Below are 20,837 nucleotides of genomic sequence, written 5' to 3'. Positions count from 1 at the left end.
ACTGAAGAGAGAATTAGATCAGGCGGCGCGCCGCTTCAACCACGATTTTCACCGCATGGCTTTCAGTCTGCTTCATGGTTTCAGCGTTCGGGATCTCCTGCTGAGTACGGTTGACGATAACGCCCGCCACCATACCGGCACGCAGACCCTGGCTTGCGCACATGGTCAGCAGCGTCGCAGATTCCATTTCGTAGTTCATGACGCCCATCGACTGCCACTCTTCCATGGAGCCTTTGAAACGGCTCACCACGCGACCAGAGAAGGTGTCGTAACGCTCCTGGCCCGGGTAGAAGGTATCGGAAGAGGCAGTTACGCCCACGTGGGTGGTTGCGCCCACGGACTTCGCGGCTTCAACCAGCGCGGTGGTGCATTCGAAATCGGCCACTGCCGGGAATTCCATCGGTGCAAAGTGCAGGCTTGCCCCGTCCAGACGCACGGATGCGGTGGTAACCAGCACGTCGCCCACGTTGATGTGCGGCTGAATGGCGCCTGTGGTGCCGATGCGCAGGAAAGTACGAATGCCCAGCTGCGCCAGCTCTTCAACGGCGATAGAGGTAGACGGGCCACCAATACCGGTAGAGCACACGATCACCGCTTTACCGTCCAGCTCTGCGCGCCAGGTGGTGAATTCGCGATGCGCTGCCAGCTTAACCGGCTTATCCATCAGCGCGGCGATCTTTTCCACACGCTCAGGATCGCCAGGGACGATAGCAAGCGTAGCCCCTTGTAAATCGTTTTTAGTGAGGCCGAGATGAAAAACATCAGACTTAGACATAGGTGACTCCTCTGTGGGTCGGTTTGTCAGAAGAAGTAAAACGGTACTTTACAGAAGCAATGTGCATTATTTCGTGACACACCTCACCATGAATGAAAATGATTGCAGTTAATTTCCATAAAATAGTGATTCACATCACATTAACAAGTTATATCGCCGGGTGCTGCACAAAAGATAGACGCTATAAGGCACTGTGGATTGTTAACCTGGTGTCTATATTTATCTTTGCGCTAATCCATTCATTGGTACGGAGAATGCCATGACTGAAAAAACCGGTTTTGCACCTGCTGCGGCCCCGCATGCTTCAACCATCGTCTCAACCCCTGAAGAGGCCATTACCGCAGGCGAGACCTCCATTCCCTCCCAGGGGGAGAACATGCCAGCGTACCACGCGCGGCCAAAATCTGCCGATGGCCCGCTGCCCATCGTGATCGTGGTGCAGGAAATATTTGGCGTTCATGAACATATTCGCGACCTCTGCCGCCGTCTGGCGCTGGAAGGTTACCTGGCCGTTGCGCCGGAACTCTACTTCCGTCAGGGCGATCCGAATGATTACAGCGACATCCCGACGCTGTTCAGCAACCTGGTCAGCAAAGTGCCGGACGCGCAGGTGCTGGCCGATCTCGACCACGTTGCCAGCTGGGCGGCGCGCAACGGTGGCGACCCGCACCGTCTGATGGTGACCGGCTTCTGCTGGGGCGGACGCATTAGCTGGCTGTATGCCGCGCACAATCCGCAGCTGAAAGCCGCTGTGGCCTGGTACGGTAAACTGGTGGGTGAAAAGACCCTGAACTCGCCGAAACATCCAGTTGATATCGCCACCGATTTAAATGCCCCGGTGCTAGGGCTGTATGGCGGCCAGGATACCGGCATTCCGCTTGATACCGTCGAGACCATGCGCCACGCGCTGCGGGCGGCAAACGCGAAGGCCGAAATCGTGGTGTACCCGGATGCGGGACACGCGTTTAATGCCGATTATCGTCCGAGCTATCACGCAGAATCGGCGAAAGATGGCTGGCAGAGAATGCTGGCGTGGTTCAGCCAGTACGGCGGGAAGAAAGCGTAATACAAAAAGCCCGGTGGCGGCTGCGCCAACCGGGCAATCCAGCCCCACTACGCCTGACGAAAATTCTGCGCCGCCTGCACCATGTTCGCCAGCGCCGCGCGGGTTTCAGGCCAGCCGCGAGTTTTCAGGCCGCAGTCCGGGTTTACCCACAGGCGTTCCGCCGGAATGCGCCGAGCGGCTTTTTGCAGCAGCGATTCAATCCACTCCACGCTCGGCACGTTAGGGGAGTGAATGTCATACACGCCCGGCCCGATTTCGTTCGGGTAGTCGAACTCTTCGAACGACTCCAGCAGCTCCATGTCTGAACGCGAGGTCTCGATGGTGATCACATCGGCGTCGAGCGCGGCAATGGAGTCCATGATGTCGTTAAATTCGCAGTAACACATGTGGGTGTGGATCTGCGTGTCGTCCTTCGCGACGGCCGCGTTGAGGCGGAACGCCTCCACGCCCCACGTCAGATAAGCATCCCAGTCGCTGCGACGCAGCGGCAAGCCTTCACGCAGCGCCGGTTCGTCGATCTGAATGATGCCAATCCCCGCCGCTTCCAGATCCGCCACTTCATCACGCAGCGCCAGGGCGATCTGTTTGGCGATGGTTTCCCGGGATACATCTTCACGCGGGAACGACCAGCAGAGAATGGTCACCGGCCCCGTCAGCATGCCTTTTACCGGTTTGTCGGTCAGAGACTGCGCATACTTCGCCCACTCCACGGTGATCGCTTCCGGGCGGCTGACGTCACCGATCACCACCGGCGGCTTCACGCAGCGGGAGCCGTAGCTTTGCACCCAGCCGTTCTGGGTAAAGACAAAGCCGTCCAGGTGTTCACCGAAGTATTCCACCATATCGTTACGCTCGGCCTCGCCGTGCACCAGCACGTCCAGACCCAGACGTTCCTGCTCGACGATCGCCTGTTTGATGTGCTCCGCAATGCCGGTGCGGTAGTGATTCGCATCCAGATTGCCTTTTTTGAAGTCCAGGCGCAGGCCGCGGATCTCGGTAGTCTGCGGGAAGGAGCCGATGGTTGTGGTCGGCCACGCGGGCAGGTTAAAGCGTGCACGCTGGGCTTCGGCGCGCACTTCATACGGGCTCTGGCGCTGGCTGTCCCGGGCAGTGATGGCTGCCAGACGTTTTTCCACCGCCGGGTTATGCACGCGCGTCGAGTGACGGCGCGCCTGGATCGGGGCGCTCCAGTCGGTAATCGCTGCCGTGTCGCCGCTGTTCAACGCGTCGCGCAGCAGAGCCAGCTCCTCACACTTTTGCAGGGCAAAGGCAAACCAGCTTTTCACCTCAGGGTCGAGTCGGGTCTCCACGCTCAGGTCGATCGGGCTGTGCAGCAGGGAACAGGAAGAGGCTACCCACAATTCACGTTTACCGACAATGTCCTTGATTTGTGCATATTTCCCGGTGAGATCGGCACGCCAGACGTTACGACCATTCACCAGACCGGCAGAGAGCAGCCACTCCACAGGCAGACGCTTGTGCAACTCTGCCACATCGTCTTTGCCGTGAACGAGATCAACGTGCAGACCCTGAACCGGCAGCGCGGTAATGGTGTCGAGGTTCGGCGTTACGCCCTCGAAATAGGTGGTCAGCAGCAGCTTCACCTGGCCCGTGAGCGCGTCATACGCCGGTTTGAAGGCATCCAGCCACGCCTGTGGCAGCTCAAGCACCAGCGCCGGTTCATCGATTTGCACCCACTGAATACCGCGTTTGCCCAGCTCAATCAGCACCTGCTTATAAACCGGCAGAATATCGTTCAGCAGGCTGAGGCGGTCGAACTGCTCGCCTTTCACTTTGCCCAGCCACAGGTAGGTGACCGGCCCCAGCAGCACGGGTTTCACCTGGTGACCCAGCGCCAGCGCTTCGTCCACTTCATCCAGAAGCTGGGTCCAGGTCAGTTTGAACTGCTGGCCCTTAACGAACTCCGGCACCATATAGTGATAGTTAGTGTTAAACCACTTGGTCATTTCCGCCGCTGCCGCTGGCTCACCCGTTGGCGCGCGGCCACGGCCGATGCGGAACAGGGTATCGATATCCACCGATCCATCGTTGTTCTGATGACGAGCCGGCACGTTGCCAAGCAGCAGGCTGGTGGTCAGAACATGGTCGTACCAGGCGAAATCGCCCACCGGCAGCAGGTCTACGCCCGCCTGTTTTTGCTGATCCCAGTGACGCGCGCGCAGCTCGCGCCCCACCGCCAGCAGTTCTTCGCGGGTGGCGTTACCCGCCCAGTAGCTTTCTTGCGCTTTTTTCAGCTCGCGACGCAGACCAACGCGAGGGAAACCGAGAGTGTGAGTGCGGATTGTCATGGCATACCCCTTGTAGAAATTCGTTATTTAGACGTCCAGATGTTTACACTTCTATAATTGGCAGGTACTGTATATTCCTCAAGCGCAAAATGTTCATGGCGAAGTGAAGGACTTTCATGATCGAGATAAAACACCTGAAAACGCTACAAGCGTTGCGGAACTGCGGTTCTCTTGCGGCGGCAGCGGCCACGCTGCACCAGACTCAGTCTGCCCTTTCTCACCAGTTCAGCGATCTGGAACAACGCCTCGGCTTTCGTCTTTTTGTGCGTAAGAGCCAGCCTTTGCGCTTTACGCCGCAGGGCGAAATTTTGCTTCAGCTGGCGAACCAGGTGTTGCCGCAGATTGCCAGCGCGTTGCAGTCCTGCAACGAGCCGCAGCAGACCACCCTGCGCATCGCCATTGAGTGTCACAGCTGTATTCAGTGGCTGACCCCCGCGCTTGAGAACTTCCGCCAGAAGTGGCCGCAGGTGGAGATGGACTTCAAATCCGGCGTCACGTTTGATCCACAGCCGTCGCTTCAGCAGGGTGAGCTGGATCTGGTGATGACCTCAGATATTCTGCCGCGCAGCGGTCTGCACTATTCGCCAATGTTTGATTTTGAGGTGCGTCTGGTGCTGGCCCCGGACCATCCGCTGGCCGCTAAAACGCGTATCACGCCGGAAGATCTGGCAACGGAGACGCTGCTGATTTACCCGGTACAGCGCAGTCGTCTGGATATCTGGCGCCATTTCCTGCAACCCGCGGGCATCAGCCCACAGCTGAAAAGCGTGGATAACACGCTGCTGTTAATTCAGATGGTGGCGGCCAGAATGGGGATTGCGGCGCTGCCGCACTGGGTGGTCGAGACGGTTGAACGCCAGGGTCTGGTGGTCACCAAAACTCTGGGTGAAGGACTGTGGAGCCGGCTGTACGCCGCCGTGCGTGACGGCGAGCAGCGTCAGCCGATTACGGAAGCGTTTATTCGCTCAGCGCGGAACCACGCGTGCGACCATCTTCCGTTTGTGCGGAGCGCGGAGCGACCCAGCGGCGATGTACCCACAGCGAAGCCAGGATCACCGTTCCCCCAATAAGGAAACTCGGCCAGTGCGGCTGCTCCTGCCAGATGGCGAGGTTCACCAGTAGCCCCGCCGGCACGTGCACGTTGTTCATGATCCCCAGCGTTCCGGCGTCTACCTGCGTAGCGCCGTAGTTCCACATAAAATAGCCCAGCCCCGACGCCACCACGCCCAGCCAGACCAGAACGCTCCACTGCACGGAGGTAGTCGGCAGCTTTTGCGGATTGCCGAGCAGAAACCACGCCGCTACCGCGACAATCGCCGCGCCCATATAGAACCACGCAAACGCGTTATGCTGCGGCATCGGGCGGGTCTCCATCAGACGTTTGTAACCCACCATCCCGATGGCAAAGCTGATATTAGCGAGCTGGACGAACATCAGCCCGGTCCAGAAGTGATCGCTTACCTTGTCATAGCGAATAATCGCCGCGCCAATGACTGCCAGCGCAGCGCTCAGCAGATATCCCCAGCGCAAACGGCGCCTGCTGAGCAAGTCATAAATCAGCGTGATGTAGAGCGGCGTCAGCACGGTGAAGAGCAGAAATTCCGAGACGGACAGGTAAACGTAGGCCCGGAAGCTGAACAGGTACATGATGCCGAGCTGCATCGCGCCTACCAGCATGTACAGCAGTATCGTTTTTAGCGACTGCCCGCGGGTACGCAGGAACGGCAGGAACACCAGCGCCGCCAGCCCCACGCGCATCAGTACCGAGAAGTAGCTGTCGACCGATCCGGCAAGGTATTCGCCAATCAGACTAAAGGAGAAGGCCCACAGAATAGTGGTGATAATGAGTAGCGCCACAATGCTTGTCTCTCAGAAAGAAGGAGAGGCATTGTAGCGAACTCTTTAGTTGACATCTGAACAATAAACAATCAATTGAAGATTATTCAAGGAACAGTTTGCGCAGATACTTAGGCACGGCGTTATCGCCGTTGGTGCCGATCACTTCCAGCTCCGGGTGCAGATCTTTCAGGCGCTGGTGCGCGTTCTGCATGATGCAGCCTTTGCCCGCCATGGAGAGCATCTCGGCATCGTTCATGCCATCGCCAAAGGCGATACAGTCTTTCAGATCAAAGCCCAGCCGTTTCGCTACCGCTTCCAGCGCGTGACCTTTGGACACCCCGCCCGCCATCACTTCCAGACAGGTCAGCGTGGAGAAGCTCACGTTCACGCGGTCGCCCCAGCGGGCGTTGATCGCCTGCTCCAGCGGCAGTAACTCCTCATGATTTACACAGGTGAAGAATACCTTGCTGATCCCTTCCGGCTCCAGCAGACCCGGCTCGTACAGTGAGTACTGGAATACGGCTTCCTTGAAGAAGCGCATCTCTTCCGGGCGATGGCGGTTCATAAACCACTCGTCGTCGCGGTAAACGTTAGTCACGATATCCGGGTTGTTATGCACAATGCCGAACAAATCGGTGGCGATGTCACGATCGAGATTATGGGTAAAAATCAGGTTGCCGTCCGTGTCATGTACGCGCGCACCGTTAGAGGTGATCATGTACGACTTGATCTCCAGGTTATCGCGGATCTGTCCCACGTCCACGTGGTGGCGACCGGTGGCGAACACAAAGTTCACGCCACGGGCAGTCAGGAGTTTTAGGGTCTCTTTCGCATAAGGCGACAGGGTGTGGTCGGGAGAAAGCAGCGTGCCATCTAAATCAGATGCAACAACCTGGTACATAGGGATTTCAACCTCTGGTGGAAAACAATAATCAGTTATGCCTGTTGAAAAATTCAACAATGGCGTTGAGCGCGACTGAGCGCATAGCGTCCTTTTCAAAAAGGATCTCATGGTACGCACCGTTGATGACCAGCGGTTTACCCCCTTCACAGGGATGGCCCGCAGCGGCGCGAAGTTCACAATAGCGGTCATGCATGCGGTTATCCACCACACGCTCTTCTTCCGCCTGGATCAGGAGCGTCGGCGTGTCATCATCGCCTACGCCCGCCAGCACCTGCTCACCGGCATGAATACCTTCCCGCACCCAGTGCCAGGTGGGGCCGCCGACCCGCAGACGCGGTTCATCGGCATAAAAACGCAGGTTGCGGCGATAACGCTGCCGGCTGTGGGTTAACACGTTGATGGCAAATGGCAATGCCCGCCAGCGTCCTGTTCCGATGGCATAGCCTTCTCGAATGCGCTGATGGCCCTCAGCCCAGTCGAGAAGATGGCGCACCATCCAGTCAGGAAAACGTATCACAATGCCGTACATCGGCGCGGTCAGCGCAATGGCGTCACACTGGTGCTTATGGCGCTGCAAAAACAACGTCGAGATCGCCCCCCCCATGGAGTGGGCAAGAATATAACGCTTGCGCCACGGTCCGGGCTGCACTTCCTGCTGCCAGAACGCGGCCAGATCGTCGACGTAATCGCTGAAGTTATCCACGTGGCCGCGATGGGTATCCGGCAACATCCGGCCGGAAAGCCCCTGCCCGCGATGGTCGATAATTAACACATCAAAGCCCAGATGGAACAGGTCATACGCCAGCTCGGCATATTTGATATAGCTTTCGATGCGCCCGGGGCAGACCACAATCACCCGGTCATTTTTTTCATCACGGAAACGAACGAAGCGCACCGGGATTTCCCCGACGCCCATAAACTCATCTTCCTCACGCTGGCGCCAGAAATCGGTCAGCGGCCCCATGGAGAAAGCAGCAAATGCGTTTTCTCGTGTTTCCCAGTCCTTTTTCTGCTGAAACATTGGGTTTCCACCCCCCGTAATTCAGGGAATATCGTTTTTTTCGTCACCGGTCACAAAATGACTCAACAATAGCGTATTGTGGCATAAAAACAGACGATCCGGGAGTTTCAAATGACCTTCGAATGGTGGTTCGCCTACCTGCTGACATCCATCATCCTCAGCCTTTCACCTGGCTCGGGCGCAATCAACACCATGACCACCTCCATTAATCACGGCTATCGCGGCGCGGCGGCGTCAATCGCCGGTTTACAGACCGGGCTTGGCATTCATATTGTGCTGGTGGGGATTGGTCTGGGCACGCTGTTCTCCCGTTCGGTGCTGGCCTTCGAGGTGCTGAAATGGGCTGGCGCAGCGTATCTTATCTGGCTGGGTATTCAGCAGTGGCGCGCCGCAGGCTCGATTGATCTGCATACGCTCTCCCGGACGCAAACACGCGGCCACCTGTTTAAACGCGCGGTGTTCGTTAACCTGACCAACCCGAAAAGCATCGTGTTCCTCGCCGCCCTGTTCCCGCAGTTTATCGTGCCGCATCAGCCACAGGTGATGCAGTACGTGGTGCTGGGCGCGACCACCATTATTGTCGATATCATTGTGATGATTGGTTACGCGACGCTGGCGCAGCGAATTGCGGCGTGGATCAAAGGGCCTAAACAGATGAAGGCCCTGAACAAAGTCTTTGGTTCGCTGTTTATGCTGGTTGGCGCGCTGCTTGCGTCAGCGCGTCATGCTTAGCGAGAAATGATGAGATGAATGCCGAAGCCGGCGAACAGCGCGCCGGCAAAGCCGTCGATCCACTTCGCGATGCGCTGGTAGCCGCGACGCATCGCCGGTAAGGCAAACAGGCTTGCCACAACGGTAAACCAGGCGAACGTCTCAACAACGATCAGCAGGAAGATCCCCCAGCGCGCGCCCGCGCCGACGTTATCCCCTACAAACAGCGAGAACACAGAGCCGAAGTAGATAATCGCTTTCGGGTTCGCCAGGTTGGTCAGCAGCCCTTTCACAAAGCTACGGCCGCCCGTTGCCAGCTCAACCTTTGGCTCTTCCGGCTTTTTCTCTTCTTTCTTCAGCGCCCCGCGCAGCATCTGGTAGCCCATCCAGCACAGGTACAGACCGCCGCCGACCATGATGATGTTATGCAGCCACGCCATTTTCGCCAGGATCAGGTTCAGACCGAGCAGCGCAACCGCCGCCCAGACCATGACGCCCATGGTAATACCGAGCACACCCATCATTGCCTCTTTGCGGGAGCGGCTGACGGCCGTTTGTGACACGAAGAAAAAGTCAGGGCCAGGGCTCATCAGCGCAACGATGTGCACTAACGCCACGGTGAGAAATAGCATTAACATAATTAGCTCGCGGGGAAATAATACAGTGAGTCACCATCCTGGCACTTTTTCGCCCGGCTGACTACTCCTCATCATCACCATCAGCGTGGGAACGGATGAGCGCCATAAACTCTTTACCAAAGCGCTCCAGCTTACGCGTGCCAACGCCGTTGACGCTGAGCATCTCGCTGGCGCTGAGCGGCATTTGCTCGGCCATCTCGATAAGCGTCGCGTCGTTGAACACCACGTATGGCGGGATGTTCTCTTCATCCGCAATGGCTTTACGCAGCTTACGCAGCTTGGCGAACAGCTTGCGATCGTAGTTACCGCCGTAGGATTTCTGCATCACGCGCGGCTTCAGGGCGACAACGCGAGGAACGGCGAGCTTCAGTTCAACCTCGCCACGCAGGACCGGTCGCGCCGCTTCGGTCAGCTGAAGCGCAGAATGCTGGGCAATGTTCTGCGTGGCAAAGCCGAGATGGATCAGCTGGCGGATGATACTCACCCAGTGCTCGTGGCTCTGGTCTTTCCCGATGCCATAAACCGGCAGCTTGTCGTGACCCATATCGCGGATACGCTGGTTGTTAGCCCCGCGCAGCACTTCAACGACGTAGCCCATCCCGAAGCGCTGGTTCACGCGTCCGATAGTCGAGAGCGCTTTGCGCGCGTCCATCAGGCCATCGTACTGCTTCGGCGGGTCGAGGCAGATATCGCAGTTGCCGCACGGTGCCTGACGCCCTTCACCAAAGTAGTTGAGCAGCACCAGACGGCGGCAGGTTTGCGCTTCGGCGAAGGCCCCCATCGCGTTAAGCTTGTGGCGTTCGATATCCTGCAACTGCCCCTGCGGTTTCTCCTCGAGACAGCGGCGCAGCCACGCCATATCCGCCGGATCGTAAAACAGCATCGCTTCCGCAGGCAGGCCGTCACGCCCGGCGCGGCCGGTTTCCTGATAGTAGGATTCGATATTGCGCGGAATGTCGAAATGCACCACAAAGCGCACGTTGGGCTTGTTGATCCCCATCCCGAACGCCACCGTTGCGACCACGATTTGCAGGTCGTCGCGCTGGAATTTCTCCTGCACGTCGGCGCGGATATGGTTCTCCAGCCCGGCGTGATAGGCCGCGGCGCTAAAGCCACGGTTTTGCAGACGCGCGGCGGTGTCTTCCACCTTCGCCCGGCTGTTGCAGTAGATGATGCCGGACTTTCCGCGCTGCTCCTGCACGTAGCGTAAGAGCTGATCCAGCGGCTTGAACTTCTCCATCAGCATATAGCGGATGTTCGGGCGGTCGAAGCTGCTGACCTGAATATACGGGTCGTTTAGCCCCAGCAGGCGAACGATGTCCTGACGCGTGGTGTCGTCCGCCGTGGCGGTAAGCGCCATAAACGGCAGCTCGGGGAAGCGCTGACGAAGCTGGCCAAGAGCGGCGTATTCCGGGCGGAAATCGTGCCCCCACTGGGAGATACAGTGCGCTTCATCCACCGCCAGCAGCACCGGATTCCAGTGCGCCAGATGATCGAGGAAGTTGTCCAGCATCAGGCGTTCTGGCGCGATATACAGCAGGCGGATCTGCCCGGTGCGGCACCCGGTCATTACCTCTTGCTGTTGCTCGCGGGTCTGCGTCGAGTTCAGGCAGGCCGCCGCCACGCCGTTGGCAAGCAGCTGGTCGACCTGGTCTTTCATCAGGGAAATAAGGGGCGATACCACGACCGTCAGGCCATTAAGCACCAGCGCGGGCACCTGATAGCAGAGCGATTTTCCGCCGCCGGTCGGCATGACCACCAGGCAATCGCGGCCTTCCAGCACGGTTTCAATGATGGTTTCCTGGCCAGGGCGGAACTGCTGGTAGCCAAAGGTTTCCTGCAAAACCTGTTTAGCCAGCGATTCCTGATTCAATACTTCCGCCTGCGCCACGTTAACCCCATATGCCAGAAATGAAACAGGCGCTATTTTCAGCGCCTGAGAGAGAAACTTCAACGTTTAACGCAAAAACATTCGAGCAGCTTAGAAAATATCGTTCAGCATCACGCCCACACCGACGCGGGTCTGGTTGAAGTTGTAGTCGATCAGCGATTCACCATACCCGCTATACACCTGAGTATAGAGACGAACGTGTTTCGTTACCGGGTAGCTCAGGCCCAGCTCTGCACCGCCGTAGCCAGTATTCCAGTTGTACTGGCCTTTGGCGCTCAGCACCGCGTCACCCAGCTGATAGCCCACTTTAAGCTGATAGTAGCCCATATATTTGGTGATATCTGGATTATCATCGATGCTGCCCACCACGTACCACGGCTTCACTTCCACCATGAAATTGCCGTTCTGCGCCATCAGACGCGTATAGATGCGGTTCCAGCTGCGTGAGGTTGGGTCGGAACGACCGTTGGAATCGTGGTTATAGCCCACCTCCACGTCTCGCAGCGTCCAGCCTGCAAACTCATAATCGGTGGCGAAACCGAGGAACAGCTGCGGTTCATAGTTGGTTTCGCGGAACGGTGAAGATTCCCCGCTGTTGGAGAGCTGCCACCATGACTTCTGCGTGTAAGACGCGCCAAGTACCGAGTTCGGCCCCAGGATGCCGCGCCAGAACGGGAAGGCGAGGCTGAGCTGGAACTTCACCTCATCTTTACGCGCATTATCAGACCAGTTATAGGAGCTTATCGCCTCTTTGTTGAGATCGCTGGTCTGGGTGTAGATCACGTAGTTTGTGTCATACGGGTACAGCGTGAACGGATTGTCATGCTCCTGAAGCATATTGGCGATGATGCTGCCCTTAACGGCAGGTTTATCATGCACCTCTTTGATCGTCGCTTCCTGCGCATATGCTGTGAGGGGCAGCGCAACCGCCGCCAGTAACCAACCCAGATACGTCCGCATCGGTGGTGTTCTCCTGAAATGGTGACATTTAATGAATAGTTTTGTCCGGGCATTCTACAGACTTCTGCGATAACTTCCGCTTCCTCGTTTCTTAAAGTGGCATTCCTTTATCCTGAAGCATAAAATCAACATTTTGTTAACAACAAGGATGCCACGTCAGATGTCAGCCACACTCACTGCCGAAGAAACCTTAAAGCTCGTGGGCGAGATTTTTGTGTACCACATGCCGTTCAACCGTGCACTGGGTCTTGAGCTGGAGCGATACGAAAAAGACTTCGCTCAGCTGAGTTTCAATAATCAGCCAATGATGGTCGGTAACTGGGCGCAAAGCATTTTGCACGGCGGGGTGATTGCCTCCGCGCTGGACGTGGCGGCCGGTCTGGTGTGCGTGGGCAGCACGCTGACGCGCCATGACACCATCAACGAAGATGAGTTACGCCAGCGCCTGTCGCGCATGGGCACCATCGATTTACGCGTCGACTATCTGCGTCCGGGACGCGGAAACCGCTTCACCTGCACCAGCAGCCTGCTGCGCGCCGGGAATAAAGTTGCCGTCGCCCGCGTTGAGCTGCATAACGAGGAGCAGGTTTATATCGCCAGCGCAACCGCCACTTATATGGTGGGTTGAGACGGCAAATTCGGGTAAAATTACTTCACTTTTTTGTAACGGATTTTCCCGATGGATGCTAAACAGACGCGGCAGGGCGTTTTACTCGCCCTTGCCGCTTATTTTATTTGGGGTATCGCACCGGCGTACTTCAAACTTATCGCCTATGTCCCGGCGGACGAGATCCTCACTCACCGCGTCATCTGGTCCTTTTTCTTCATGATTGCGCTGATGAGTATCAGCCGTCAGTGGTCAGGCGTCAAAACGCTGCTGAAAACCCCGAAGAAGGTCTTCCTGCTCGCTCTCTCTGCGGTGCTGATTGGCGGAAACTGGCTGCTGTTTATCTGGGCGGTGAATAACCATCACATGCTCGAAGCCAGCCTGGGCTACTTTATTAACCCGCTGGTCAATATTTTGCTGGGGATGATTTTCCTTGGTGAGCGCTTTCGCCGGATGCAGTGGGTGGCGGTGATTCTGGCCTTCTGCGGCGTGCTGGTACAGCTGTGGACCTTCGGCTCACTGCCGGTTATCGCCCTGGGGCTGGCGTTCAGCTTTGCCTTCTACGGCCTGGTGCGTAAAAAAATTGCCGTGGAAGCGCAGACGGGAATGCTATTTGAAACCCTGTGGCTGCTGCCTGTCGCCGCGATCTACCTGTTCGGTATTGCCGACAGCGCCACCAGCCACATGGGCAGCAACCCATGGTCGCTGAACCTGATGCTGATGGCCGCAGGCGTGGTCACAACGATCCCCCTGCTGTGCTTTACCGGCGCGGCAACGCGTCTGCGCCTCTCCACGCTGGGCTTCTTCCAGTACATTGGCCCCACGCTGATGTTCCTGCTGGCGGTGGTGTTTTACGGCGAGGTGCCGGGTGCGGATAAGATGGTGACGTTCGCCTTTATCTGGGTGGCGCTGGCCATCTTTGTTGCGGATGCGATTTATACCCAGCGCAGGGTGCGCAAAGGGCTGTGATGTTGCCCTCACCCTAACCCTCTCCCACAGGGGAGAGGGTTCCCCAGTAATTTGAAAGCAAAAGCGATAACGTTGCCTCAGAATAACTGAGGGCTTTACAGGGATGTTACCTCCGCCCGTCCCCGATAAGCCGGAAGGAATAAGCCGAAGGCACCGCGAAGCGGCGATTTTCCGCCGGAAGCCCGGGTCGCCAGGGTGGTGGCGACTGAGCCACCCTGGCACGTTCACCGGTCATGTCGTGACAGAGTAGCAAGGAACATAAAGTGAACGGAATGACCACCAGAGCCGTATGTTCCCCCTCACCCCAGCCCTCTCCCTCAAGGGAGAGGGGGCCGTCTGTGCAGGCATTATTTTGTGGGGAACCCTCTCCCACAGGGAGAGGGAATTCGATCGTAGGGCGGGTAAGCGCAGCGCCACCCGCCAGATTTTTACAGCCAGTTCTTCCGCTTGAAGTACAGATACGGCGCCAGCCCGGCGAGGATCATAAAGATAATCGCCCCCGGGTAGCCAAAGCTCCACTTCAGCTCCGGCATAAACTCGAAGTTCATCCCGTAGCTGGACGCCACCAGCGTCGGCGGCAGGAACACCACGGACACCACCGAGAAGATCTTGATGATGCGGTTCTGCTCGATGTTGATAAAGCCCATCGCCGCCTGCATCAGGAAGTTGACCTTCTGGAACAGGGATTCGTTGTGCGGCAGCAGGGATTCGATATCGCGTAAGATCTCACGCGCCTGCTCCAACTGACCGCCCGGCAGACGCGCCTTGCGCACCAGGAAGTTCAGCGCGCGCTGGGTATCCATCAGACACAAACGCACCTTCCAGCCGATATCTTCCAGCTCAGCCAGCGTGGACAACGCTTCGTCGTACTCATCGCCCTGATGGCCTTCCATGATCACGCGGCTCAGCTTTTCCAGGTCGCTGTAGATGTTTTCGATTTCATCCGCCAGCTGTTCGATTTTGGTTTCGAACAGATCCAGCAGCAGCTCATAAGCGTTGCCGTCCATCATCGCCTGGCTGCGGGCACGCATACGGTAGAGACGAAACGCAGGCAGTTCGCGCTCGCGCAGGGTGAACAGGCGGCCATCGCGGATGGTAAACGCCACGGTGGAGTTCCCCGCGTGGTCTTCGGCATCTTCGAAAAAGAAGAAGGAGTGAATGTGCAGGCCGTCTTCGTCTTCAAAAAAACGGGCGGATGCTTCGATGTCTTCCAGTTCCGGGCGTGTCGCCAGGCTTTGCCCCAGTTCAGATTGTACGCGAAGGCGCTCATCGTCGTCCGGCTCGACCAGATCCACCCATACGGCATCAATGAGGGGCTGTGACTCTTCGGCTTCAAGCCGAGTCAGTCGGTTATTTTCGAGTTGAAATGCGCTCAACATGACCGGGACTCCCAATGCAAAAAATATCGGACAGTTCGGTGGGCACACAGAAACAAATTGGGTTTCAGACCATTAAACAGCCTGACTCAGCGCGACGGGAATGATGCAGTCGCTGACAACCACTAAGGCCATCAGCAAGAGGAGATAGCCTTAGGAGTTGTTCCTGGATGACAGGGAATTGAGCCAGTATCTACTGGGTGTGTCCAAGGCGAATGTCCTCTTAGCGTAATCGTGCGCGCATGTTACGCCAGCAATAACTGTGGCGTCAACACGCAACGGAACGCTGAAGGGCATTAATTGACCTTCAACGTATAAGGCTAGCAGATTATTACAAAATAGTGATATTTTTCTGAAAGTTACACACTTTCCAGCTTGGCATAGGCTGCCACCAGCCATTTGATCCCCTGCCCCTGGAACGCTACCTGCAAACGGCTGTGCTCGCCGCTGCCTTCCAGGTTGACGATGGTGCCTTCGCCAAACTTCGAGTGGCGCACGCGCTGGCCCAGCTTGTAACCGGTGTCGGTTTCAGAGATCGGCGAGCCCATACGCTGATGGCTGACCGGACGGCTGATGCTGGCGCGCAGGCGCACCTCTTCCACACACTCTTCCGGCAGTTCGCCGATAAAGCGCGACGGACGGTGATACACCTCTTTCCCGTACAGGCGGCGGGTTTCCGCGTAGGTCAGGGTCAGTTTCTGCATCGCACGGGTCACGCCCACGTAGGCCAGACGACGCTCCTCTTCCAGACGCCCGCCTTCATCCAGCGACATCTGGCTCGGGAACATCCCCTCTTCCATCCCGACGATGAACACCTGCGGGAACTCCAGACCTTTTGCGGAGTGCAGGGTCATCAGCTGAACCGCATCCTGCCAGGTATCGGCCTGCCCTTCACCCGCCTCCAGCGCGGCGTGAGAGAGGAATGCCTGCAACGGCATCAGGTCTTCGTCTTCTTCGTTGTAGCTGAACTGGCGCGTTGCCGTCACCAGTTCCTCTAAGTTCTCAATACGGGTCTGGCCCTTCTCGCCTTTTTCCTGCTCGTACATGGTGCGCAAGCCGGAATCTTTGATCACCCGGTCGGTCTGGACGTGCAGCGGCATGTCGGCCGTTTCCTGCGCCAGCGCGTCGATTAACTCCAGGAAGCGCTGCAATGCGCTGGCGGCGCGCCCGGCAAGGGCTTTTTCCTGTAACAGCTCGCGGCACGCCTGCCACAACGTGAGCTGACGATCGCGCGAGGCCTGACGCACCACGTCCAGCGTACGATCGCCGATGCCGCGCGTCGGCGTGTTCACCACGCGCTCAAACGCCGCATCGTCGTTACGGTTGGCAATCAGACGCAAATACGAGAGCGCATCTTTGATCTCCTGACGTTCGAAGAAGCGCATACCGCCATAAATGCGGTACGGCATGCTCACCTGCAACAGCGCCTCTTCCAGCACGCGCGACTGGGCGTTGCTGCGATAGAGAATGGCACACTGCTCCAGCGCGCCGCCGTTCTCCTGCCAGGTTTTAATGCGGTTCACCACGAAGCGGGCTTCGTCGAGCTCGTTGAAGGCGCAGTAAATCGAAATCGGTTCGCCGTCGACGCCATCGGTCCACAGCTTTTTACCCAGGCGCCCGTTGTTGTTCTCAATCAGGGCGTTGGCCGCGCTCAGAATGTTGCTGGTAGAACGGTAGTTCTGCTCCAGACGGATGGTTTGCGCGCCGGGGAAATCGTTGAGGAAGCGCTGGATGTTCTCCACCTGCGCGCCGCGCCAGCCGTAGATAGACTGATCGTCATCGCCTACGATCATCACCTTGCCGGTATCCCCGGCCAGCAGGCGGATCCAGGCGTACTGGATGTTGTTGGTATCCTGGAATTCGTCCACCAGGATGTTGGTAAAGCGTTCACGGTAGTGTTGCAGGATATGCGGTTTGTTCAGCCACAGCTCGTGGGCGCGCAGCAGCAGCTCGGCGAAATCCACCAGACCGGCGCGATCGCACGCTTCCTGATAGGCCTTGTAGACGTTCTGCCAGGTCTGCTCGACCGGGTTACCGAAGCTCTGAATATGATGCGGACGCAGCCCTTCGTCTTTCTGACCGTTGATGTACCACATCGCCTGACGCGGCGGCCACTGCTTCTCATCGAGGTTCATCGCCTTGATCAGGCGTTTCAGCAAGCGCAGCTGATCTTCGCTGTCGAGGATCTGGAAATCCTGCGGCAGGTTAGCGTCCATATGGTGCGCGCGCAGCAGACGGTGCGCCAGGCCGTGGAAGGTGCCAACCCACATGCCGCCCTGGCTGGTGCCCATCAGCTGCGCGATACGGTGGCGCATCTCCGCCGCCGCCTTGTTGGTGAACGTCACGGCCATAATCGAGTACGGCGAGCAGTTCTCCACGCTCTGTAGCCAGGCGATACGGTGAACCAGCACGCGCGTCTTACCACTGCCCGCTCCAGCCAGTACCAGCAGGTTTGTACGCGAGGCGGCAACCGCGTCACGCTGTTTATCATTAAGGCTGTCGAGCAGGTAAGAAACGTCCATTGGCACCGTCACGTCATGTCGGGCAGGCAAATGTTTCCATTCGCCAAAACCCTGTTAATTTATACAGAACAATTGATGATTATATCAGCGTCGTGAGGGATGCCAACCGTGAAATTTCCACGTGCGGCAGAAGACGGCTATCCGGGGTAGTCATCAGATCGGCATTTTCCGGCTTGATCCAGCAGGCCTGCATGCCGCAGCGGATCGCCCCGGCGACGTCCGTGGTCAGGTCGTCGCCCACGTGCAGGATCTCACCGAGCGGCAAATCCAGTTTTTCCGCTGCCAGATGATACATATCGTTGAACGGCTTCGAGCGTCCGTGCGGGCCCGCGCGCAGCACGAACTGAAAATAGTTCCCCAGACCAAACAGTTCAGGCTGAGCGTTGCCGTTGGTGATGGCCACCAGCGGCCACTTTTCGGCGAGCTTCGCCAGCGTGTCGTGGGTCTCCTGCGGCACGTCGATCCGACTGCGCCATTTGGCGAAGTTTTCCATGGCCGCTTCGGCCCCCGTGGCCGCATCCTGCGCGCTCAGGCCGGCGTTGAGCATCGCCTGCTCAACCGCACGGCGGCGCCATTCGGTCACGTCGTGGTAAATCTCCGGTTCGGTTTCCCGCAGGGACTGACGCAGCTGCTGGAAGTCTTTGTTCTGCATCGCTTTCAGCGCAGGATGGTAGTTCTGCACAAACGCCAGCGACTCCTGCTCGGTACGCAGGATCACCGGGCGGTTATCGTAAAGAGTGTCATCAAGGTCAAACGTCAGGGCTGATATCTGACCGAGTGGGCGGTAAAAACGCATTATTTCCCCCGTTTGGCGCGTGGATGCGCCGCGTCATACACCGAGGCAAGGTGTTGGAAGTCTAAGTGGGTATAGATTTGGGTGGTCGACAGATTCGCGTGACCAAGCAGCTCCTGTACGCCGCGCAGGTCGCCGCTTGATTCCAGCATGTGCGTCGCAAAGGAGTGGCGCAGCTTGTGGGGGTGAACGTGGCTGTTCAGCCCCTGCTTAATGCCCCACTCCGCAAAGCGCTTCTGCACGTTACGCGCCGAGATCCGCTTGCCGAGTTTCGACAGGAACAGCGCATCTTCGTCGGCGCCAAACAGCCCGCGAAGGTCCAGCCAGTGCTCAATCCAGGAGACCGCATTGCGGCCGATCGGCAGGCGGCGCTCTTTGCTGCCCTTGCCCATTACCCACACCTCGCCGGACTCCAGATCGAGGTGCTTTAAGTCGAGGTTCACCAGCTCAGAGAGACGCAGGCCCGCGCCGTACATCACCTCCAGCATCGCGCGGTCGCGCACGGCCAGCGGATCGTTAAGATCGATATCCAGCAGGCGGTTTACGTCGTCGACGTCGATATTTTTCGGCAGATGACGCGGGGCTTTCGGCTTGGCGATCCCTTTTGCCGGGTTGGCTTTCAGACCGCCCTGACTGACCAGCCAGTCGAAGAAACTGCGCAGGGCAGAGAGCCGGAGCGCCAGGCTCGCCGGGCTGAGATTTTTTTTACGGCTACGCACGACGAACCCGCGTACCGTGGCGGCGTCACATTGTTGCCAGCTTTTCAGGCCGATTTCATCGGCAAGCTGCATGATGGCATCAAGCTGACGCTGATAGTTGAGCAGCGTAATAGGGCTGAGCTGGCGTTCTACGCCCAGATAGCGCAGAAAGCGGTTGACGTCAGTGGCGAGCAATCCGTGCGTCATACGCGCTCAATCCAGCGCTCCAGCAGCTCAGGCAGCATCAGGGCGATCTCCTGCAACAGTTGCGTGCCCTGCCCCTGTTCATAATGATGCGCGTCGCGGCTGGTAAATAACATCACGCCCAGGTCACCATCGCGCCCCATCAGCGACATCGCCACCGAGCCGATAGCTTTGGCTTCCGGCAGCACCACCAGCAGTTCTGGCCCGTTAAGCGGCCCCAGATAGTGGTGCTCATGGCCCAGACGCTGAATGCGCAGCGGCTCAAACGCCTGACGGCTCAGCGCCAGATGGGTAAACCCGGACGGCGCGCCAATGCGCCAGCGGTCAGGGAAGAGACGGATCGTCGCGCCTGCCAGCCCCAGCTCGCGCGCCCAGCGGTGGAAGCGGTTGAGGAACACTTCGAGACTGTGCGCGGAAGCCAGACGCGCCTGAAGGTGCAGTAGACGGTAGAACAGGCTTTCGTTATTGCTGGCCTGCTCCATCAGCAGCGTCATGTTCTCTTCGAGCTGATTGATGTGGTTGCGCGAGCGCGCCATGTGCCATTCAACCAGCGACACGGTCTCGCGAACCGGATGCGGCACGCGCATCCGTTCGACGACGCGTGCATTGCGGATAAAAAACTCAGGATTGTGCAGCAGGTAATCCACAACAGCGCTGTCGTCCAGCTCCGTTACAGGTTCCCGCAGTTCTTCCCCTGGTTGCTTCATAGATGGATAAACCCGTCATAAACATGTGTCGCCGGGCCAGTCATGTACAGTGGATGACCCGCTCCTTTCCAGGCGATATCAAGACGTCCGCCCGGTAATTCCACGCGAACCTCTTCTGCCAGTAACCCCTGTGAGATACCGACGGCCACCGCCGCACAGGCACCGCTTCCGCAGGCCTGGGTTTCGCCCGCGCCGCGCTCGTAAACCCGCAGGCGAATGTGTTCACGCTTCACCACCTGCATGAAACCGATGTTCGCCCGCTCCGGGAAGCGCTCGTGGCTTTCCAGCACCGGGCCGAGCGTTTCAACCGCCGCGGTTTGCACATCATCCACCTGAATCACGCAGTGCGGGTTACCCATTGAGACGACGCCGCACAATACTGTCTGCTCGGCGGCACGCATAATATAGGTCTTTTCCGCTTTGTTGGCGCGAAACGGCACGGCAGAGGGGTCGAAGTTCGGCTCGCCCATGTTCACGCGCACCAGTTCGTCGTCGGTGACGCTGAGCACCATCCGGCCGTTGGCGGTGCTGACGCGTATATCGCGCTTGTTGGTCAGCCCTTTCAGCCGAACAAAGCGGGCAAAACAGCGCGCGCCGTTGCCGCACTGGGAAACTTCGCTGCCGTCGGCGTTAAAAATGCGGTAGTGAAAATCCAGGTCAGGATCGTAAGGCGGCTCCACCACCAGCAGCTGGTCAAACCCCACGCCCACGTGTCGATCCGCCAGGCGACGGATCAATTCCGGGGAGAAAAAGACATTCTGCGTTACCGCGTCGACGACCATAAAGTCGTTGCCAAGGCCATGCATTTTAGAGAACTGCATCATTTGCTCCATTGCGCGGGTACAGA

General features: G+C 58.0%; 20 protein-coding genes. 5 read left to right on the top strand and 15 right to left on the bottom strand.

Annotated features, from left to right (window positions below; genetic code table 11):
* Positions 1–13: 13 nt before the first annotated feature.
* Complete coding sequence (gene udp, locus ACOTY5_RS18975; protein ID WP_003860792.1) at positions 14–775, bottom strand: uridine phosphorylase; 762 nt, start codon at positions 773–775, stop codon at positions 14–16.
* A 259-nt stretch (positions 776–1,034) separates the two neighbouring features.
* Here udp and ACOTY5_RS18970 point away from each other — a divergent pair, with 259 nt between their 5' ends.
* Positions 1,035–1,841 (top strand): dienelactone hydrolase family protein, encoded by an 807-nt coding sequence (locus tag ACOTY5_RS18970; RefSeq protein ID WP_003860793.1) that lies wholly within the window; start codon positions 1,035–1,037, stop codon positions 1,839–1,841.
* Between the two features lie 47 nt (positions 1,842–1,888).
* On the opposite strand, the gene metE is transcribed toward ACOTY5_RS18970, so the two are convergent.
* The gene (gene metE / locus ACOTY5_RS18965) at positions 1,889–4,150 is read right to left on the bottom strand and encodes a 5-methyltetrahydropteroyltriglutamate--homocysteine S-methyltransferase (RefSeq protein WP_421631994.1); all 2,262 of its coding nucleotides are present in this window, start codon (positions 4,148–4,150) and stop codon (positions 1,889–1,891) included.
* Between the two features lie 116 nt (positions 4,151–4,266).
* Here metE and metR point away from each other — a divergent pair, with 116 nt between their 5' ends.
* Positions 4,267–5,220 carry an HTH-type transcriptional regulator MetR gene (gene metR, locus ACOTY5_RS18960; protein ID WP_015570000.1) on the top strand — a complete coding sequence of 318 codons (954 nt, stop codon included), beginning with the start codon at positions 4,267–4,269 and terminating at the stop codon, positions 5,218–5,220.
* On the opposite strand, the gene ACOTY5_RS18955 is transcribed toward metR, so the two are convergent.
* From ACOTY5_RS18955 to pldB, 3 genes are all read right to left on the bottom strand, one after another.
* A complete protein-coding gene (locus ACOTY5_RS18955) occupies positions 5,108–6,007 on the bottom strand; it encodes a carboxylate/amino acid/amine transporter (RefSeq protein WP_023295736.1) in 900 nt (299 codons plus the stop codon). The genes metR and ACOTY5_RS18955 overlap by 113 nt on opposite strands.
* Before the next feature lie 82 nt (positions 6,008–6,089).
* The gene (gene yigL / locus ACOTY5_RS18950; protein ID WP_015570001.1) at positions 6,090–6,890 is read right to left on the bottom strand and encodes a sugar/pyridoxal phosphate phosphatase YigL; all 801 of its coding nucleotides are present in this window, start codon (positions 6,888–6,890) and stop codon (positions 6,090–6,092) included.
* A gap of 31 nt (positions 6,891–6,921) precedes the next feature.
* Positions 6,922–7,914, bottom strand: a complete 993-nt coding sequence (pldB, locus tag ACOTY5_RS18945) for a lysophospholipase L2 (protein WP_015570002.1) — start codon at positions 7,912–7,914, stop codon at positions 6,922–6,924.
* Between the two features lie 111 nt (positions 7,915–8,025).
* Between pldB and rhtB the strand changes: the two genes are divergently transcribed.
* Complete coding sequence (gene rhtB / locus ACOTY5_RS18940) at positions 8,026–8,646, top strand: homoserine/homoserine lactone efflux protein (RefSeq protein WP_006812363.1); 621 nt, start codon at positions 8,026–8,028, stop codon at positions 8,644–8,646.
* On the opposite strand, the gene rhtC is transcribed toward rhtB, so the two are convergent.
* The 3 genes from rhtC to pldA form a co-directional block, all read right to left on the bottom strand.
* On the bottom strand, positions 8,643–9,263 hold the full coding sequence (gene rhtC, locus ACOTY5_RS18935; protein ID WP_006179256.1) for a threonine export protein RhtC: 621 nt from the start codon (positions 9,261–9,263) through the stop codon (positions 8,643–8,645). The two genes, rhtB and rhtC, sit on opposite strands and share 4 nt — an antisense overlap.
* 61 nt (positions 9,264–9,324) lie before the next feature.
* Positions 9,325–11,154, bottom strand: a complete 1,830-nt coding sequence (gene recQ / locus ACOTY5_RS18930; RefSeq protein WP_032620661.1) for an ATP-dependent DNA helicase RecQ — start codon at positions 11,152–11,154, stop codon at positions 9,325–9,327.
* A gap of 90 nt (positions 11,155–11,244) precedes the next feature.
* The gene (gene pldA / locus ACOTY5_RS18925; RefSeq protein WP_421631993.1) at positions 11,245–12,114 is read right to left on the bottom strand and encodes a phospholipase A; all 870 of its coding nucleotides are present in this window, start codon (positions 12,112–12,114) and stop codon (positions 11,245–11,247) included.
* Positions 12,115–12,274: 160 nt separating this feature from the next.
* Here pldA and yigI point away from each other — a divergent pair, with 160 nt between their 5' ends.
* Positions 12,275–12,742, top strand: a complete 468-nt coding sequence (gene yigI / locus ACOTY5_RS18920; protein ID WP_006812366.1) for an acyl-CoA thioesterase YigI — start codon at positions 12,275–12,277, stop codon at positions 12,740–12,742.
* 51 nt (positions 12,743–12,793) lie between these two features.
* On the top strand, positions 12,794–13,690 hold the full coding sequence (rarD, locus tag ACOTY5_RS18915) for an EamA family transporter RarD (protein ID WP_017694744.1): 897 nt from the start codon (positions 12,794–12,796) through the stop codon (positions 13,688–13,690).
* A 428-nt stretch (positions 13,691–14,118) separates the two neighbouring features.
* On the opposite strand, the gene corA is transcribed toward rarD, so the two are convergent.
* The 7 genes from corA to dapF form a co-directional block, all read right to left on the bottom strand.
* The gene (corA, locus tag ACOTY5_RS18910) at positions 14,119–15,069 is read right to left on the bottom strand and encodes a magnesium/cobalt transporter CorA (protein ID WP_003860807.1); all 951 of its coding nucleotides are present in this window, start codon (positions 15,067–15,069) and stop codon (positions 14,119–14,121) included.
* A 150-nt stretch (positions 15,070–15,219) separates the two neighbouring features.
* On the bottom strand, positions 15,220–15,276 hold the full coding sequence (gene ysgD, locus ACOTY5_RS18905) for a YsgD/CorL family protein (protein ID WP_212743980.1): 57 nt from the start codon (positions 15,274–15,276) through the stop codon (positions 15,220–15,222).
* A 149-nt stretch (positions 15,277–15,425) separates the two neighbouring features.
* The gene (gene uvrD / locus ACOTY5_RS18900) at positions 15,426–17,588 is read right to left on the bottom strand and encodes a DNA helicase II (RefSeq protein WP_017383586.1); all 2,163 of its coding nucleotides are present in this window, start codon (positions 17,586–17,588) and stop codon (positions 15,426–15,428) included.
* A 79-nt stretch (positions 17,589–17,667) separates the two neighbouring features.
* Complete coding sequence (gene yigB / locus ACOTY5_RS18895) at positions 17,668–18,384, bottom strand: 5-amino-6-(5-phospho-D-ribitylamino)uracil phosphatase YigB (RefSeq protein WP_017383587.1); 717 nt, start codon at positions 18,382–18,384, stop codon at positions 17,668–17,670.
* Positions 18,384–19,286, bottom strand: coding sequence for a tyrosine recombinase XerC (xerC, locus tag ACOTY5_RS18890; protein WP_045142449.1), 903 nt, complete (start codon positions 19,284–19,286; stop codon positions 18,384–18,386). Before xerC ends, yigB begins: the two co-directional genes overlap by 1 nt.
* Positions 19,283–19,990 carry a DUF484 domain-containing protein gene (locus tag ACOTY5_RS18885; protein WP_045142448.1) on the bottom strand — a complete coding sequence of 236 codons (708 nt, stop codon included), beginning with the start codon at positions 19,988–19,990 and terminating at the stop codon, positions 19,283–19,285. The genes xerC and ACOTY5_RS18885 overlap by 4 nt, the downstream gene beginning before the upstream one ends.
* Entirely contained in the window at positions 19,987–20,811 is an 825-nt protein-coding gene (gene dapF, locus ACOTY5_RS18880) for a diaminopimelate epimerase (protein ID WP_017383590.1), read from the bottom strand. The genes ACOTY5_RS18885 and dapF overlap by 4 nt, the downstream gene beginning before the upstream one ends.
* Positions 20,812–20,837: the final 26 nt, after the last annotated feature.

This window comes from Enterobacter cloacae complex sp. SHL018, from assembly GCF_049237905.1.
GTDB classification, from domain to species: Bacteria; Pseudomonadota; Gammaproteobacteria; order Enterobacterales; family Enterobacteriaceae; genus Enterobacter; species Enterobacter hormaechei_C.
This window is presented reverse-complemented; position numbering and strand designations above follow the sequence as displayed.

Bases quoted from the DNA above. Each gene is read 5' to 3' on its own strand.
- yigB (WP_017383587.1), bottom strand. From the start codon at position 18,384: ATGCGTTTTTACCGCCCACTCGGTCAGATATCAGCCCTGACGTTTGAC.
- corA (WP_003860807.1), bottom strand. From the start codon at position 15,069: ATGTTGAGCGCATTTCAACTCGAAAATAACCGACTGACTCGGCTTGAA.
- uvrD (WP_017383586.1), bottom strand. From the start codon at position 17,588: ATGGACGTTTCTTACCTGCTCGACAGCCTTAATGATAAACAGCGTGAC.
- yigI (WP_006812366.1), top strand. From the start codon at position 12,275: ATGTCAGCCACACTCACTGCCGAAGAAACCTTAAAGCTCGTGGGCGAG.
- rhtB (WP_006812363.1), top strand. From the start codon at position 8,026: ATGACCTTCGAATGGTGGTTCGCCTACCTGCTGACATCCATCATCCTC.
- dapF (WP_017383590.1), bottom strand. From the start codon at position 20,811: ATGCAGTTCTCTAAAATGCATGGCCTTGGCAACGACTTTATGGTCGTC.
- yigL (WP_015570001.1), bottom strand. From the start codon at position 6,890: ATGTACCAGGTTGTTGCATCTGATTTAGATGGCACGCTGCTTTCTCCC.
- pldA (WP_421631993.1), bottom strand. From the start codon at position 12,114: ATGCGGACGTATCTGGGTTGGTTACTGGCGGCGGTTGCGCTGCCCCTC.
- ACOTY5_RS18970 (WP_003860793.1), top strand. From the start codon at position 1,035: ATGACTGAAAAAACCGGTTTTGCACCTGCTGCGGCCCCGCATGCTTCA.
- rarD (WP_017694744.1), top strand. From the start codon at position 12,794: ATGGATGCTAAACAGACGCGGCAGGGCGTTTTACTCGCCCTTGCCGCT.
- udp (WP_003860792.1), bottom strand. From the start codon at position 775: ATGTCTAAGTCTGATGTTTTTCATCTCGGCCTCACTAAAAACGATTTA.
- xerC (WP_045142449.1), bottom strand. From the start codon at position 19,286: ATGACGCACGGATTGCTCGCCACTGACGTCAACCGCTTTCTGCGCTAT.
- rhtC (WP_006179256.1), bottom strand. From the start codon at position 9,263: ATGTTAATGCTATTTCTCACCGTGGCGTTAGTGCACATCGTTGCGCTG.
- metE (WP_421631994.1), bottom strand. From the start codon at position 4,150: ATGACAATCCGCACTCACACTCTCGGTTTCCCTCGCGTTGGTCTGCGT.
- pldB (WP_015570002.1), bottom strand. From the start codon at position 7,914: ATGTTTCAGCAGAAAAAGGACTGGGAAACACGAGAAAACGCATTTGCT.
- metR (WP_015570000.1), top strand. From the start codon at position 4,267: ATGATCGAGATAAAACACCTGAAAACGCTACAAGCGTTGCGGAACTGC.
- ACOTY5_RS18885 (WP_045142448.1), bottom strand. From the start codon at position 19,990: ATGAAGCAACCAGGGGAAGAACTGCGGGAACCTGTAACGGAGCTGGAC.